This window comes from Ralstonia sp. RL (assembly GCF_001683835.1).
Classification (GTDB): Bacteria; Pseudomonadota; Gammaproteobacteria; order Burkholderiales; family Burkholderiaceae; genus Ralstonia; species Ralstonia mannitolilytica.
In genome coordinates, this window is record NZ_LWRX01000209.1 from 21,746 (window position 1) to 37,080 (window position 15,335).

The 15,335-nt window shown below is 64.4% G+C and carries 15 protein-coding genes; 9 read left to right on the forward strand and 6 right to left on the reverse strand.

The window, feature by feature from the left end; translation table 11 throughout:
* The first annotated feature begins 364 nt into the window (after positions 1–364).
* From A6M56_RS19740 to A6M56_RS19755, 4 genes are all read left to right on the forward strand, one after another.
* Entirely contained in the window at positions 365–502 is a 138-nt protein-coding gene (locus tag A6M56_RS19740; protein ID WP_180964229.1) for a hypothetical protein, read from the forward strand.
* 1 nt (position 503) lies between these two features.
* Positions 504–713 (forward strand): hypothetical protein, encoded by a 210-nt coding sequence (locus A6M56_RS19745; protein ID WP_092969991.1) that lies wholly within the window; start codon positions 504–506, stop codon positions 711–713.
* A 22-nt stretch (positions 714–735) separates the two neighbouring features.
* Entirely contained in the window at positions 736–1,926 is a 1,191-nt protein-coding gene (locus A6M56_RS19750) for a DNA adenine methylase (protein WP_257984032.1), read from the forward strand.
* 163 nt (positions 1,927–2,089) lie between these two features.
* Positions 2,090–2,356 (forward strand): pyocin activator PrtN family protein, encoded by a 267-nt coding sequence (locus tag A6M56_RS19755; protein WP_102079696.1) that lies wholly within the window; start codon positions 2,090–2,092, stop codon positions 2,354–2,356.
* Positions 2,357–2,513: 157 nt separating this feature from the next.
* Here the strand turns inward: A6M56_RS19755 and A6M56_RS19760 are convergent, their stop codons facing one another.
* Together A6M56_RS19760 and A6M56_RS19765 are read right to left on the reverse strand one after the other, a co-directional pair.
* Positions 2,514–2,834, reverse strand: a complete 321-nt coding sequence (locus tag A6M56_RS19760) for a hypothetical protein (protein ID WP_102079695.1) — start codon at positions 2,832–2,834, stop codon at positions 2,514–2,516.
* A gap of 277 nt (positions 2,835–3,111) precedes the next feature.
* Positions 3,112–4,221, reverse strand: coding sequence for an enoyl-CoA hydratase/isomerase family protein (locus A6M56_RS19765; RefSeq protein WP_102079694.1), 1,110 nt, complete (start codon positions 4,219–4,221; stop codon positions 3,112–3,114).
* 148 nt (positions 4,222–4,369) lie between these two features.
* Between A6M56_RS19765 and A6M56_RS19770 the strand changes: the two genes are divergently transcribed.
* Positions 4,370–5,284: a sterol desaturase family protein gene (locus A6M56_RS19770; protein WP_045786659.1), complete on the forward strand. Its 915-nt coding sequence runs from the start codon at positions 4,370–4,372 to the stop codon at positions 5,282–5,284.
* Positions 5,285–5,340: 56 nt separating this feature from the next.
* Here the strand turns inward: A6M56_RS19770 and typA are convergent, their stop codons facing one another.
* Positions 5,341–7,161, reverse strand: coding sequence for a translational GTPase TypA (typA, locus tag A6M56_RS19775; RefSeq protein ID WP_045786658.1), 1,821 nt, complete (start codon positions 7,159–7,161; stop codon positions 5,341–5,343).
* Between the two features lie 311 nt (positions 7,162–7,472).
* Here typA and A6M56_RS19780 point away from each other — a divergent pair, with 311 nt between their 5' ends.
* From A6M56_RS19780 to A6M56_RS19795, 4 genes are read left to right on the forward strand one after another with little or no spacing between them, the layout of a single operon-like run.
* Entirely contained in the window at positions 7,473–7,922 is a 450-nt protein-coding gene (locus A6M56_RS19780; protein ID WP_045787842.1) for a MarR family winged helix-turn-helix transcriptional regulator, read from the forward strand.
* Between the two features lie 59 nt (positions 7,923–7,981).
* The gene (locus A6M56_RS19785; RefSeq protein ID WP_102079693.1) at positions 7,982–9,493 is read left to right on the forward strand and encodes an AdeC/AdeK/OprM family multidrug efflux complex outer membrane factor; all 1,512 of its coding nucleotides are present in this window, start codon (positions 7,982–7,984) and stop codon (positions 9,491–9,493) included.
* Between the two features lie 49 nt (positions 9,494–9,542).
* Positions 9,543–10,805 (forward strand): HlyD family secretion protein, encoded by a 1,263-nt coding sequence (locus A6M56_RS19790; RefSeq protein ID WP_045786656.1) that lies wholly within the window; start codon positions 9,543–9,545, stop codon positions 10,803–10,805.
* A gap of 3 nt (positions 10,806–10,808) precedes the next feature.
* On the forward strand, positions 10,809–12,365 hold the full coding sequence (locus A6M56_RS19795) for a DHA2 family efflux MFS transporter permease subunit (protein ID WP_102079692.1): 1,557 nt from the start codon (positions 10,809–10,811) through the stop codon (positions 12,363–12,365).
* Between the two features lie 61 nt (positions 12,366–12,426).
* On the opposite strand, the gene truB is transcribed toward A6M56_RS19795, so the two are convergent.
* The 3 genes from truB to infB form a co-directional block, all read right to left on the reverse strand.
* The gene (gene truB / locus A6M56_RS19800; protein ID WP_102080246.1) at positions 12,427–13,371 is read right to left on the reverse strand and encodes a tRNA pseudouridine(55) synthase TruB; all 945 of its coding nucleotides are present in this window, start codon (positions 13,369–13,371) and stop codon (positions 12,427–12,429) included.
* 2 nt (positions 13,372–13,373) lie between these two features.
* Positions 13,374–13,745, reverse strand: a complete 372-nt coding sequence (gene rbfA, locus A6M56_RS19805) for a 30S ribosome-binding factor RbfA (protein ID WP_045786654.1) — start codon at positions 13,743–13,745, stop codon at positions 13,374–13,376.
* Between the two features lie 128 nt (positions 13,746–13,873).
* A partial coding sequence (infB, locus tag A6M56_RS19810) for a translation initiation factor IF-2 (protein ID WP_286758351.1) occupies positions 13,874–15,335 on the reverse strand: 1,462 nt, incomplete at its 5' end.

The window sequence follows — 15,335 nt, forward strand, 5'->3', positions numbered from 1 at the left end:
CGCTGTTTCGGCAAGCGTCAGTGTCGGCTCCCTTCTCGCCGATCGCACCGATCGCTTGACACCGTACGGCGCATAGCCGCCCATCGCTCTTGCCACCGCTGGCACCTAATCACTTCTACGTGTAACACATCTCAACACCGAAACATACCCATAGGTATTGCATACACAAATACCCCGAAGTAGTCTTCACTCCACCAACACTGTGGAGTGCCAATGCAACGCCTCTTCCAATTCGCGCACGTCTTCACTTACCTCGCCGCCCTCGGCGCGGTCCTAGCCTTCCACGCATACGCCCTCCATCTCGACGAAACGTCCGAGACAGAGCCCGCGCCCGTCGCCCAGCGACAGGCATGAGGAGGACACGGTGCGCCGCTCCACCCTCCACCGCCTCGCGTCCGGCTACTTCAGCCACCACCCCGCCCTCGGCCTTGCCGTAGTGCTCTTCGCGTTCGGCCTCGCCGGCGCCATCGCGCCCGAAGCCGCAATGGTGCTCGGGGGCTGACATGCCTCCGCGCCCCATCGCAGACGCGGCCGTGCTCGCCGAGCGCAACAAGCTGCGCCTCATCTGCACCGACGCGCAAGCCCTGGCAGCGGGCCCCATCCGCACCGCCATCGAGGCATCCGCGCACGCCCGCACCCATCCGCGCATTCGCACGACCCGCCGCGTGTGGGTCGACCTCAAGAAGCTGGCTGCAGGCGACTTCGACGACTGACCAGCCGCAACGGAGATCAACCATGCATCGCATAGTGAACCGTACCCCCGCCACCCTCCGCATCGGCAAGCACGACGTGCAACGCCACCCCCTGCCCGGCTCGCTGCATTGCAGCTACAGCCTGCGCGTCAAAGGCGTCGTCGTGTGGGAGAGCATCAGCATTCCGTCTGCGCGAGATCTCGATGGCGCCGTCAGGACGCACCGCTCGTGTCAGGAAGTCATCGAATCCGCGCGCCGTGGTGGGCGGCGGATGGGTATGCAGAAGATGAACGGCCCTGTTCGGCCGAAGCGGGGGGGCGTTGTGATGCTGACATCCGCACCGTCGCGAAGCCATTGCAATCATTGGCAAGCCAGCCAAGCTCCAAAGGTCTGTCGGCCCGCTCTTCGCTATCACGGGGCCAAGTTCCGTCTCGCACAATGGGTGATGCGCTTCTTCCCTTCGCACATCTGCTACGTGGAACCGTTCGGTGGCGCAGCTGGTGTTCTTCTGCAAAAGGAACGAACGTACGCCGAGGTCTACAACGACCTCGACGGCGATGTCGTCAACTTCTTTTCAGTCCTGCGGGACTCGCGCCAACGAGCGGCCCTCATCGACGCCTGCCGGCTAACGCCGTACGCCCGAGAGGAGTTCGAACAGGCATGGCAGCCAACCGACGAACCGATCGAGCGCGCGCGCCGACTCGCCATCCGCGCGCAGATGGGCTTTGGGTCGGCCGGCGCCACAAAAGGGGCAACGGGCTTTCGCATCGACACTAAGCGTGAATACGGCACCGCGCAAAGCGGCTGGATGGAATATCCGGACGCGATCGAGGAAGCCGGCCGGCGACTGCAGGGCGTGCTTATCGAGAACCGGCACGCAATCGATGTCATGCGGCAACACGACGCCCGCACGACGCTCCACTTCGTTGATCCGCCCTATCTGCATGAGACGAGGCAATTGCGGGGCGCACGCGGTTGCTACCGACATGAGATGGACGACGAAGACCATCTCGAGCTGCTGAAGGCGCTGCGCCAGCTCGACGGAATGGTAGTGCTTTGCGGTTACCCGTCCGAAATGTACGACGACGAGCTACGCGACTGGGAAAGGCATACGAAGCTGGCTCGGATCTCTGCGGGCCGCGGCACTTCCCTGCGTACCGAGGTGGTTTGGCTCAACCCCGCTTGCGCCGAGGCGGTTCAGCGCGAAAGTGCGCAAATGCAGTTGATCGTCTGATCTAGAGATACATCGCATAAGCACCCATGGCACCAACGCAGACGATGACGACAGCCATTGCCCACCAGCGCAGCGACTCACGATAGATGTTTGATCGATACATCGCGCCATCGTAAGTGGCGCATGCCCGTCATGGCGCGGGTGTAACAGGATTTGACGAATTATGGATACGACCTTTCTGCTCCTCGCTCAGTATGGCGCCACGGCCGTTGTTCCCTTGGAAATGGTGGCTCGAGACTACTTCAGCCACCTAACCCCAGAAAAGCTGTACAGGAAGATCAGTGCGGGCGAGATTGCTTTACCTTTGATCCGTATGGAGGGCTCGCAAAAAACAGCCAAGGGCGTCCATGTAAAAGAGCTAGCGTCGTACATCGACAGCCGGCGTGCAGCGGCTTGCAAAGAGTGCGCTCAACTTGCTGCCAGATGCTAGCGGCTCGCTTGACTACCAAACAGGCCAACTCACCCGCCCTACGCTCACCGGCCTCAGCTGAACATCGGCGGCGTCCAACAGTGCTACACGAACCGACGCGTAGCCCCCGCGCTTTGCTCCCGCCAACCTTTCGGGGATGGCCCCGCCTGGTCGCAAATTATCTGCCCAAGGCGTGAGGGTCGAGCTCGGAGACTTTCACAACTACGCCGCCAGACTCATCGTCGTAGTCGACCACCAGTTCATCGCCCACATATCTAGGGTTGTCGTAGCGACGTGCCACTGCAAGGGCTAGCTCCTCCGTTTCATACCCCTGTCGATCGGACGTGGGCTTGAAATAAGGTTCAACACGGGCTATTTGCTCGCGCTCCGCATCGGCGGGAGCGTAAATGAAAAGCACGGGCCAGTGTCCGCGTCCCTCGACTGCAAAGGAGCTGCGCCCAATGCCCAACTTGGCATCACGGAATGCTTTACCGCTCATATTTGCTCGGAGTATCAGCTGTGCAGATGAGCGCCTGAGTTCCGACAAGCGAAAGGCCTCTTGGCATCCGCCGGGGCTTCCCGTGGCATCATCGGTGCTACAGCAGTGCTACGTGAATCTATCAAGCCGCTGGAAAGCCGCGTCACTAGGTCATTTACAGGCATCAACCCGTCCAGTCCATCATCGGAGCGACGGACAGTCGGCGCGGGTTCAACTCAGGGCGTTCAGCAGTCACAACAAGATCAGCGTTTCAACTCAGGCGCGCAGTTTACCGGTTCTAGTCCGACAGCCCCAACAAGGGATGCGCCTCGCGCCGCCACGGCGAGACGAAGAACGCCGCGACTTCGTCGTCGCGCACGCTGTCGATGCTGGCGTGCTTCCACTTGGGCGAGTGGTCCTTGTCGACGGCCAACGCGCGGATGCCTTCCACGCCATCGCCTTCGGCAAACACGTGAGTCATCATGTCGAGCTCGCGGCGCAGTTCGTCGGCCAGCGTGGTATGGCGGCCCCGGCGGATCAACTCCAGTGTCACGGCCATCATCAGCGGCGAGCGCTTGGCCATGTGGGCGGCCGTCTGCGCAGCCCATTCAGCATCGGGGCTGGCGGCCAGCGCGGCCAGGATGGCTTTGACGGTGCCCTGGCTGAAACACGCGTCGATCGCTTCGCGATGGGGCACGATGACCGCGTGGGCGACGTCCGCCTCGGTGGCGACGTCGGTAAAACACGCTGCGACCTCGCCTGCGCTCGTCCAGTTGCCGTCGCGCAGGCGCTGCACGACGCTCGCAAGCGTCCCGGCCGGCACGTGGCAGTCGGCCAAGCCGACCGACAGCGCATCCGACGCCTGGATCACCTGCCCCGTCACGCCCAGGTATTCGCCCACGCTGCCCGGCACGCGCGCCAGGAACCATCCGCCGCCCACGTCAGGGAACAGCCCGATGTTGGTTTCCGGCATGGCCATCTTCGTTCGCTCGGTGACCACGCGCAGCGAGGCCCCCTGCGAGATGCCCATGCCGCCGCCCATCACCACGCCGTCCATCAGCGCGATATAGGGCTTGGCATAGCGGAAGATGAGGTGGTTGAGGCGGTATTCCTCGGTAAAGAAGGTGACGAGTTGCGGGTCGCCGGCCGTGGCGGCGCGGTGGAAGAAGCGGATGTCACCCCCGGCGCACAGCGCCTTGCCGCCCTCGCCGCGCAGGATGACGGCATGGACTTCGGGATCATGCTGCCAGGCCAGCAGCGCGTGCGACATCGCGCGGATCATCTCCAGCGACAGCGCATTGAGCGCCTGCGGCCGGTTCAGCGTCAGCCAGCCGATGCCGCCGCGGACTTCGGCGATCACGTTCGGTTGCACATCGGACTGGGGCGCCTGGGAAACGGTGGATTCCATGTCTCTCGTGTTCTGTTTTGGGAATAACGGGACGCACTGTACACGAGCATGCCCGATTGCGAGGGAACGCTCTAACGGCCCCTCTTTTCCGACGAATCTGTTGGGCGTATACCTGCCGGTTGGAGACAACACACATCACAACAATCCCATGAACCCTGCCAATGGCGCCCCCGGCGCGTCCGGTTTCGACCCCGGCCTGATCCTGCTGGCGTTTGCCCCCGCCTTTCTGCTGACCATCGGCGCGGAGGCGTGGTATTGGCGCAAGCGCGATCCCTCCGTCTACAGCCTCAAGGACACCATTTCAAACGCCAGCCTCGCGCTCATGCACCAGGCGTCTGACGCGTTTTTCCTGTGGCTGATGATCAAGACGGTGTATGTGTGGACCTACAGCCATGGCCTGCGCGCCGTGCCCGAGACGTGGTGGTCGTTCGTGCTGCTTCTGCTGCTGCAGGATTTCCTGTACTACTTCTTCCACCGCGCGAGCCACCGCGTGCGATGGATGTGGGCCTCGCACGTGACGCACCACTCGTCGGAAGGGATGAACTTCTCGACGGCATTCCGCCAGAGCCTGACGTATCCGATTTCAGGCATGTGGCTGTTCTGGATTCCGCTCGCATGGATCGGCTTCACGCCCGATTGGGTGATCCTCGCCGTGGGGCTGAACCTGGCGTTCCAGTTCTTCGTGCATACACGGCTGGGCGCCCTTGATTCGCGCTACGCCGGCTTCTGGCGCCGACTGGGGCAGTACGTCAATACGCCGTCGGTGCATCGCGTGCACCACGCCAAGAACCCGCAGTACATCGACCGCAACTACGCCGGCGTGCTGACGATCTGGGACCGCATGTTCGGCAGCTTCGTCCCAGAGGAAGAGCCGCCCGCCTTCGGCATTACCCGACAGGTCCATACGCACAACCCGATCACCCTGACCTTTCACGAGTGGCGCGACATGTGGGCCGATGTGTTCCGCGATCGGGACATCCGCTACCTGTGGAAGCCGCCCGAGTGGCGCAGCCCGCGCAGCCAGCCCACGGCGATATTGCCGACCGCCGATTCGCATTCCTAGCGCAATAAAAAACGCCCCGGGTTCCGGGGCGTTTTTCTTGCCAGATCGACTGACGATCAGGCCGCTTCTTCGCGCGCAGCACGCTTGCGCTCATGCTCCTTCAGGTGGCGCTTGCGCAGGCGGATGCTCTTCGGCGTGATCTCGACCAGCTCGTCGTCGGCGATGAATTCGACCGCGTATTCCAGTGACATCTGGATCGGTGGCACCAGGCGCACGGCTTCGTCAGTGCCGGAGGCGCGCACGTTGGTCAGCTGCTTGCCCTTGATCGGGTTGACGACGAGGTCGTTGTCGCGGCTGTGGATACCGATGATCATGCCTTCGTACAACGCGTCGCCGGGCGACACGAACATGCGGCCGCGGTCCTGCAGCTTCCACAGTGCGTACGCCACCGCAGCACCGTCGTCCTGCGAGATCAGCACACCGTTGTGGCGCTCGCCGACGCCGCCTTCGCGGACCGGTGCGTACTCGTCAAAGATGTGGCTCATCAGGCCGGTGCCGCGCGTAAGCGTCAGGAATTCGCCCTGGAACCCGATCAGGCCGCGTGCCGGAATGCGGTATTCCAGGCGCGTGCGGCCCTTGCCGTCGGATTCCATGTTCAGCATTTCGCCCTTGCGTCGGCCGAGCTCTTCCATCACGCCGCCCTGGTGCGCGTCTTCAACGTCCACGGTCAGCAGCTCGAACGGCTCGCACTTCACACCGTCGATTTCCTTGAACACCACGCGCGGGCGCGACACGGCAAGCTCGTAGCCCTCGCGACGCATGTTTTCCAGCAGGATGGTCAGGTGCAGTTCGCCACGGCCGGACACTTCGAAGACCGTGTCGTCGCCCGTCTCCTTCACGCGCAGCGCGACGTTGGACTTGAGTTCGCGCTCCAGACGATCGCGCAACTGGCGGCTCGTCACGAACTTGCCTTCGCGGCCGGCCAGCGGCGAGGTGTTCACGCAGAAATTCATCGTGAGGGTCGGCTCGTCTACCTTCAGCATCGGCAGCGCGTCCGGTGCTTCGGGTGCGCACACCGTGCAGCCGATCCCGATGTCTTCAATGCCGTTGATCAGCACGATGTCGCCGGCTTCGGCTTCAGGCACGATCTCGCGCTCCAGGCCACGGAACTTCAGCACCTGGTTGATGCGGCCCTTGATCGGCGCACCTTCCGGGCCGAACTTGACCACCACATCCTGCAGCGGGCGCACACGGCCGCGCGTGATGCGGCCCACGCCGATCTTGCCGACATAGCTCGAATAATCGAGCGAGATGATCTGCAGCTGGAACGGGCCGTTCGGATCGTCGTCGCGCTGCGGCACCTTCTCGAGGATGGTCTCGAACAGCGGCTTCATGTCGCCGCTGCGCACGTCTTCGGTCAGGCCGGCATAGCCGTTCAGGCCCGAGGCGTACACGACCGGGAAGTCGAGCTGGTCGTCGTTCGCGCCGAGCTTGTCGAACAGGTCGAAGGTCTGGTTGATGACCCACTCCGGACGCGCGCCCGGGCGGTCGACCTTGTTGATCACGACGATCGGCTTCAGGCCCAGGGCCAGGGCCTTGCGCGTCACGAAACGCGTCTGCGGCATCGGCCCCTCCACGGCGTCGACCAGCAGCAGCACGCCATCGACCATCGACAGCACGCGCTCGACCTCGCCACCGAAGTCCGCGTGGCCCGGGGTGTCGACGATGTTGATGTGCGTGCCGTTGTACTCGACCGCGCAGTTCTTGGCCAGGATCGTGATGCCGCGCTCTTTTTCGATGTCGTTGGAGTCCATCACGCGCTCGGCGATCTGCTCGTTCTCGCGGAACGTACCGGACTGGCGGAGGAGCTGGTCGACCAGCGTGGTTTTGCCGTGGTCAACGTGGGCAATGATGGCGATGTTGCGAAGCGCGCGCATGGGATGTGAACTCGAAAAGACGTGGCGCGAGCCCGGAAATTCGCTCGCGGAATAACCTGACATTCTAGCATGCTGCTATGCGCAAGACGTGACACCCCCTGATGAATCTATGAGCCGATGTTGCCAGAGAGACGTTTCGCTCACTTATTATTTCCAAAACTGAAATCGCACATTCAGTACCTTGCTGTTTGCTGCATCGATTCGTATATTTGTCCCGACAATGATTGCACATACATAAGATGTCCGAACAGACAAGCCGCACCACCGAAACCCCTGCCGCCGGAGCCCTGTTCCGCGTGGAGGACTACCGCATGTGCGAGAGCGTGGGCTACCTCGTCGGGCGTGCCAAGACGGCACTCTCCATGGCGATCGAACAGGAAGTCGCGCAGATGGACGTGACGCACTCGCAGGCCAGCTGCCTGGTGCTGCTAGCCAACGGGCGCTGCCAGACGGCCACCGATCTGGGCCGCGAACTGAACACGGACATCGGCTCGCTCACCCGCATGCTCAGCCGCATGGAAAAGCGCGGCCTGATCGAGCGCGTGCGCAGCGAGTCCGACCGCCGCGTGGTTCACCTGGAAGTGACCGAGGCAGGGCGTGAGCTGGCCGACCGCATGCCGGCCATCTATACGCATGTGTTGAACCGGTTCTTTGCCGGATTCACGCAGGGCGACGTGGACACGCTGCGCACGCTGCTCAAGCGCATCCTCGATAACGGCGCCGGCGCCGAAGGCAGCCGCTCGCGCGCCAGCCAACACTGACGTCTGGAATCCGGATGCCCACGTTTTCGTCTCTCCCGATCGCTTGACTATCAACCAACATGAACGCCTCGACCTCCGCCACCCAGGCACCTCCGCTCCCAGGCCGTCGACCTGCGTGCAGCATGGCTGTGGCGCTTTCCGCCATCGCAGTGGCCGTGCTGGCCGGCTGCGCCAATCTCGGCAATTCGCACAGCACGCAGACCCTGACCTCCCCCGAGCAACTGGCCAGCACCCGGACACTTCCGTCGCAGGGCGGCCAATGGCCGTCGGTGAACTGGGTGGACCAGTTCAATGACCCGCAACTGCGCGCGTTGGTGGACGAGGCGATCAAGGACAACCCGAACCTGCAAGTGGCCTTCGCCCGCGTGCGCGCCTCGCGCGCCATGGCCGACGTGGTGCGCGGCAACCTGTACCCGAGCGTGGGCCTCGAGGCGGAATCCACGCGCCAGCGCCTGTCGGAGTACGACATGTTCGAAGGCACGCCGCTGGCCGGCCGCTGGTTCACGGAATCGAAGATCCAGCTCGGTGTGAGCTACGACCTCGACTTCTGGGGCAAGAACCGTTCCGCGCTGGAAGCCGCCCTGTCCGACGACAAAGCGATGGAGGCCGAAAGCCAGGCTGCGCGGCTGATGCTGTCCACCACCGTTGCGCGCACCTACGCCAAGCTGGCTGCGCTCTATGCACAGCGCGACGTGGCCGAACGCACCATCGCCCAGCGTAAGGACCTGACCTCGCTGGCCGGCCAGCGCCTGCGTGCGGGCCTCGATACACAGGTCGAAACGACGCAGGCCCGCGCCAACGTTGCAGCGGCGCAGACCGAACTCGAGCAGGTCGACGAACAGATCACGCTGGCGCGCAACCAGCTGGCCGCGCTCCTGGGCAAGGGCCCCGACCGCGGCCAGTCGATCACGCGCCCGACACTGCTGGCGCAACCCACGCCGCGGCTGCCGGACAACCTGACCATCGACCTCATCGGCCGCCGCCCGGATCTCGTGGCCGCGCGCTGGCGCGTCGAGGCGGCGTCCAAGGACATCGACGTGGCCAAGGCGGAGTTCCTGCCGGACATCAGCCTGACGGCGTTCCTCGGACTTGCATCCATCGCGCCCGAAAACCTGCTGCTCGGCGCGTCGCGTCAACTCGGCATCGGCCCGGCGCTGAAGCTGCCGATCTTCCAGGGCGGCAAGCTGCGCGCGAACCTGCGCGGCAAGTACGCCAGCTATGACGCGGCGGTCGCGAGCTACAACCAGACGCTGACCGAAGCCCTGCACGACATGGCCGACCAGATCACGGCGCTGCACAGCCTGGACTCGCAGATCGCCATCCAGCGCACGGCGCTCAGTGAGGCAGAACGTGCCTACAGCCTCGCACGCACGCGCTACAGCGCAGGCCTCGGCACGCAGCTGACCGTGCTCAACGCGGAGACGACCGTGCTGCAGCAGCGCAAGCTCGCGACCGACCTGCAGGCGCGCCGCCTGGACGCACAGATGGCCCTGATCAAGGCCCTGGGCGGCGGCTATACCGCCGAAGAACTGCCTGGCGCGAAGCGTGCACAGGCCACGTCGAACAGCTGACCCGGATTCCAGAACCCAACGTTCCAACGCATTCTTTCGAGCCAACATCATGAGTGACAACAAGCCCCAAGCCGCCCCGTCCGCTGCCCCCGCGCCGACGCCGGCGGCCGCCCCGAACGGCAATGGCAACGGAAAACGCAAGCGCATGCTGACCACGCTGGCCGCCGCACTGGTGGTGGCCGGTGTCGGCTACGGTCTCTACTGGGGCCTCTACGGCCGCTGGTTCGAGTCGACCGACGATGCGTACGTGCAAGGCAACGTGGTCCAAGTGACTCCGCAAGTGGCGGGCACCGTGGTGGCCATCCGCGCCGACGACACGCAACTCGTGACCGCCGGCCAGCCGCTGATCGAACTGGACCGCGCGGACGCACGCGTCGCCCTGGAGCAGGCCGAAGCCGCGCTTGCGCAGACCGTGCGCCAGGTGCGCACGCTGTATTCGAACACCAGCGCCTACACCGCCACGCTCGCCATGCGCGAAAGCGACCTCGCCAAGGCCAAGGATGACCTGGCACGCCGCAAGCAAATCGCCGGCACGGGCGCGGTCTCGCAAGAAGAGATCTCGCACGCGCAAACCGCCGTGCAGGCTGCGCAGGCTGCGCTCGAAGCCGCCAAGGAGCAGCTGCAGGGCAACCGCGTGCTGACCGAGCAGACCACGCTGGAGCGTCACCCGAACGTGCTGCAGGCCGCAGCCAAGGTGCGCGAGGCCTACCTCGCGTATGCGCGGACGAGCCTGCCCGCCTCGGTGACGGGCTATGTGGCCAAGCGCTCGGTGCAGGTCGGCCAGCGCGTCGCGCCGGGCACGCCGCTGATGGCGATCGTGCCGCTGGACCAGTTGTGGGTGGACGCGAACTTCAAGGAAGTGCAGGTGCGCCACATGCGCGTGGGCCAGCCGGTGGAGCTCGTGGCCGACGTGTATGGCAGCAGCGTGACGTACCACGGCAAGGTGGTCGGCTTCTCGGCCGGCACGGGCTCGGCGTTCTCACTGCTGCCGGCACAGAACGCCACGGGCAACTGGATCAAGGTGGTGCAACGCCTGCCGGTGCGCGTGTCGCTCGATCCGAAGGAACTGAAAGAGCATCCGCTGCGCGTGGGCCTGTCGATGGAAGCCAAGGTCGATATCCACGACGAAGGCGGCCAGGCACTGGCTACCGCGGCGACGGCCTCTCCGCTGCAAACGACGGTGTACGACCAAGCCGGCAAGGAAGCCGACCAGGTCATCGCCAGCATCATCGCCGCCAACGCCGGCCGCGGCGCGGCAAGCACCGCACCGGCCGCCGCATCACGCACTTCGCAACCCGCACCCAAGGTCTGACGCATGGCAACCGCCGCGCCCAAGCCGCTACCGCCACTGACCGGCGCCAAACTGGCGATCGGTACGGTGGCGCTGTCACTGGCGACATTCATGAACGTGCTGGACTCGTCCATCGCCAACGTGTCGATCCCGGCCATCTCAGGCGACCTCGGCGTGGCTCCGAACCAGGGCACGTGGGTCATCACCTCGTTCGCGGTGGCCAACGCCATCTCGGTGCCGCTCACGGGGTGGCTGACGCAGCGTTTCGGGCAGGTGCGCCTGTTCGTCACGTCGATCATCCTGTTCGTACTGTCGTCGTGGGCGTGCGGTTTGGCGCCCAACATGGGCATGCTGATTGCCGCCCGGATCATCCAGGGCGCAGTGGCCGGCCCGATGATTCCGCTGTCGCAATCGCTGCTGCTGTCGACGTATCCGCCCGCGAAAAGCTCCATGGCGCTGGCGCTGTGGGGCATGACCACACTCGTTGCGCCAATCATGGGGCCGATCTTCGGCGGCTGGATCTCCGACAACATGACGTGGCCGTGGATCTTCTACATCAACATCCCCGTGGGGATTCTGGCCGCCTATGCGACCTGGGTCATCTACAAGGACCGCGAATCGCCCACGCGTTCCCTGCCGATCGACAAGATCGGTCTCGCGCTGCTCGTGCTGTGGGTGGGCTCGCTGCAACTGATGCTTGATCGCGGCAAAGAGCTGGACTGGTTCAACTCGACGGAGATCGTGCTGCTAACGGTCATCGCCGTCGTAGGCTTCGCGTTCTTCCTCGTCTGGGAGCTGACCGAAGATCATCCGGTGGTGGACCTGACGTTGTTCAAGGGCCGCAACTTCAGCGCCGGAGTGGTGGCGATCTCCGTGGCGTACGGGCTGTTCTTCGGCAACTTGGTGATCCTGCCGCTGTGGCTGCAGACCATCGTCGGCTACACCGCGACGGACGCGGGTCTGATCATGGCCCCGGTGGGCATCTTCGCCATCATCCTCTCGCCCGTGATCGGCAAGAACCTGCCGAAGATGGACGCCCGCTGGGTGGCAACCACCGCGTTCATGACCTTCGCGCTCGTGTTCTGGATGCGCTCGCACTTCACGACGCAGGTCGACACCTGGACGCTGATGATTCCGACGCTCATCCAGGGCGCGGCCATGGCGATGTTCTTCATCCCGCTCACGTCGATCATCCTCTCGGGCCTGCCACCCGAGCGGATTCCGGCTGCATCGGGCCTGTCGAACTTCGTGCGGATCATGTTTGGCGGTATCGGCGCGTCGGTCTCGACCACGGTGTGGGACAACCGGTCTGCCCTGCACCACGCGCAGCTGGTCGAACATGCGAATCCGTACAACCCTGCCTATGCTTCGTCGATCAACCAGTACACGCAACTGGGCATGCCGAACCTGCAGGCCAACGGCGTGATCGAGCGGGTGATCTCGCAACAGGCCGCGATGCTCGGCGCCAACGATATCTTCTGGATCTCGGCGGTGCTGTTCATCGTGCTGATCGCCTTCATCTGGCTGACGAAGCCGGCGAAGTCGGCGGGCGGGGCAGAGGCTGCGGCCGGGGCACACTGAGGCGGCCATCGCGTCAACAAAAAAGCCACGCAGCAACGCGTGGTTTTTTGTCCGGATTCGCTCAGAGGTGCACCAGGCGTTCAGGGCGCAACACCCCGCCGCGCCACACCGCCACACCGAGCAGCGATGCAACCGCGCCATCGCGTACGCCATAGACGCGGACGTGATCGGCGTTCGGCAACGTCAAGTGCAAGGGCAGGCGCTGGCCATGCAGAAAACGGCGGCTCTGCTCAGCATCGAGTTCCAGGCGGGGCAGCGTTTGCAGCAACGCGTCCACCGGCGCCAACAAGGCGATGCGGGCGTCCTCCGTGGCAGCGTCCAGCGCTTCCAGCCTCACCGCACCGTCCAGCGTCAGCTCGCCTACCCGCGTACGGCGCAACGCAACGAGGTGCGCGCCGCAGCCCAGCGCCTCACCAATGTCTTCGCCGAGTGTGCGGATATAGGTGCCCTTGCTGCACGACACGCGCAAGGTGACCGTCGGCTCTGCGGCCTCCAGGTCCGTTGCGAGCACATCGATGGCATGAATCGTCACCCGGCGCGCGGCGCGGTCCACGGTCTGGCCGGCACGGGCGTATTCGTACAGCGGCTTACCGTCTTTCTTCAAGGCAGAGTGCATCGGCGGCACCTGGTCGATCTCACCGACAAAACCGGCGACGGCCGCCTGCAATTGCTCTGGCGTGACCGATACCGGGCGCTCACTCAGCACCTCGCCTTCCGCGTCAGCGGTGCTTGTCCTGATGCCGAGCCGCACGATGGCTTCATACGTCTTGTCGGCTTCGAGCAGATCCTGGGAAAACTTCGTCGCCTCGCCAAAGCACAGCGGTAGCAGGCCCGTGGCGAGCGGGTCCAGCGTTCCGGTATGCCCGGCCTTCTTGGCCCACAGCAGACGCTTGGCGCGCACGAGCGCATCGTTGCTCGACCAGCCGATCGGCTTGTCCAACAGGAGCACGCCATGCACGTCGCGGCGCGGCGGCTTCACCGGCTTGGGCGCGGGTTGCTCAGCCATCATCAGTCGTCTTTGGCTCGCGTGGCGTTGGCCTCGTCGATCAGGCGCGACATCTCGATCCCGCGCTCCACCGAGCCGTCAAAGTGGAAATGCAGCGTCGGCACCGTGTGGATGTGCAGACGCTTGAACAGCAGCGAGTGCAGATAACCGGCCTTCTCGTTCAGGATGGCGGCGGCGGCCTCGGGTTCGGCGCCCAGCACCGTGAAATAGACCTTGGCGTGCGCGTAGTCCGGCGTGAGCGTCACCGACTGCAGCGTCACCAGGCCCATCGCGGGGTTCTTGATTTCGCGCTGGATCAGTTCGGCCAGATCGCGCTGGATCTGGTCTGCGATGCGCACATTGCGGCCCGAGGCCGATCCGGATTTCTTCGGCATAGTGTGGTTCCTCACATGAGCGTGCCGGCATCATGGTCAGCCCGCCCCAAAAAACAAAACGGTGGCGCGGGACGCGCCCGGCCACCGTCGCAAATTCGTGCCGGACGCCATAGCGCCCGGCCACTGCATTACAGCGTACGCGCCACCTCGGTGATCTCGTAGATCTCGAGCTGATCGCCTTCCTTGACGTCGTTGAAGTTCTTGATCGACAGACCGCATTCAAAACCGGCCTTCACTTCCTTCACGTCGTCCTTGAAGCGCTTGAGCGAATCGAGCTCGCCCGAGAAGATGACCACGTTGTCGCGCAGCACACGCACCAGCGAGCTGCGCTTGACGATGCCATCGAGCACCATACAGCCGGCCACCGCACCGACCTTCGGCACATGGAAGACTTGGCGCACCTCGACGAGGCCCGTCGTTTCTTCCTTCTTCTCCGGCGAGAGCATGCCCGACATGGCCGCCTTCACCTCATCCACAGCGTCATAGATGATGTTGTAGTAGCGAATGTCGATGCCCTGATGCTCGGCCAGCTTGCGTGCACCCGCATCGGCGCGCGTGTTGAAGCCGATGATGACGGCCTTCGACGCGGTTGCCAGGTTGACGTCGGATTCGCTGATGCCGCCCACGCCGGCGTGCACGACCTGCACACGCACTTCGTCGGTCGACAGCTTCTGCAGCGAATGCACCAGTGCTTCCTGCGAACCCTGCACGTCGGCCTTGATGATCAGCGCAAGCGTCTTCACGTCGCCTTCGCTCATCTGCTCCAGCATGTTTTCCAGCTTGGCAGCCTGCTGGCGCGCCAGCTTCACGTCGCGGAACTTGCCCTGGCGGAACAGTGCGATTTCGCGTGCCTTGCGTTCGTCCGGCAGCACCAGCACTTCTTCGCCGGCACCCGGCACTTCCGACAGGCCCTGGATCTCCACCGGGATCGACGGACCGGCTTCCTTGGCCGGCTTGCCGTTCTCGTCAAGCATCGCACGCACGCGGCCATAGGCCGTGCCCGCCAATACGACGTCGCCCCGCTTGAGCGTGCCGCTCTGCACCAGCACGGTCGCGATCGGGCCCTTGCCCTTGTCGAGCTGGGCTTCGACCACCAGGCCCTTGGCCGGAGCATCCACCGGCGCCTTCAATTCCAGCACTTCGGCCTGCAGCAGCACGTTTTCCAGCAGGTCGTCGATGCCCTGGCCAGTCTTGGCCGACACCGCCACGAACGGCGAGTCACCGCCGTACTCTTCCGGAATCACGCTCTCGGCAACCAGTTCCTGCTTGACGCGGTCCGGGTTCGCTTCGGGCTTGTCCACCTTGGTGATCGCCACCACGATCGGCACGCCAGCGGCCTTCGCGTGGGAAATGGCTTCCTTCGTCTGAGGCATGACGCCGTCGTCGGCAGCCACGACCAGAATCACGATGTCGGTCGCCTTGGCACCGCGTGCACGCATGGCCGTGAAGGCCTCGTGACCCGGGGTGTCGAGGAAGGTGATGACGCCGCGCGGCGTTTCGACGTGGTACGCGCCGATATGCTGCGTGATGCCACCGGCTTCGCCCGCCGCCACCTTGGCGCGGCGGATGTAGTCGAGCAGCGAGGTCTTG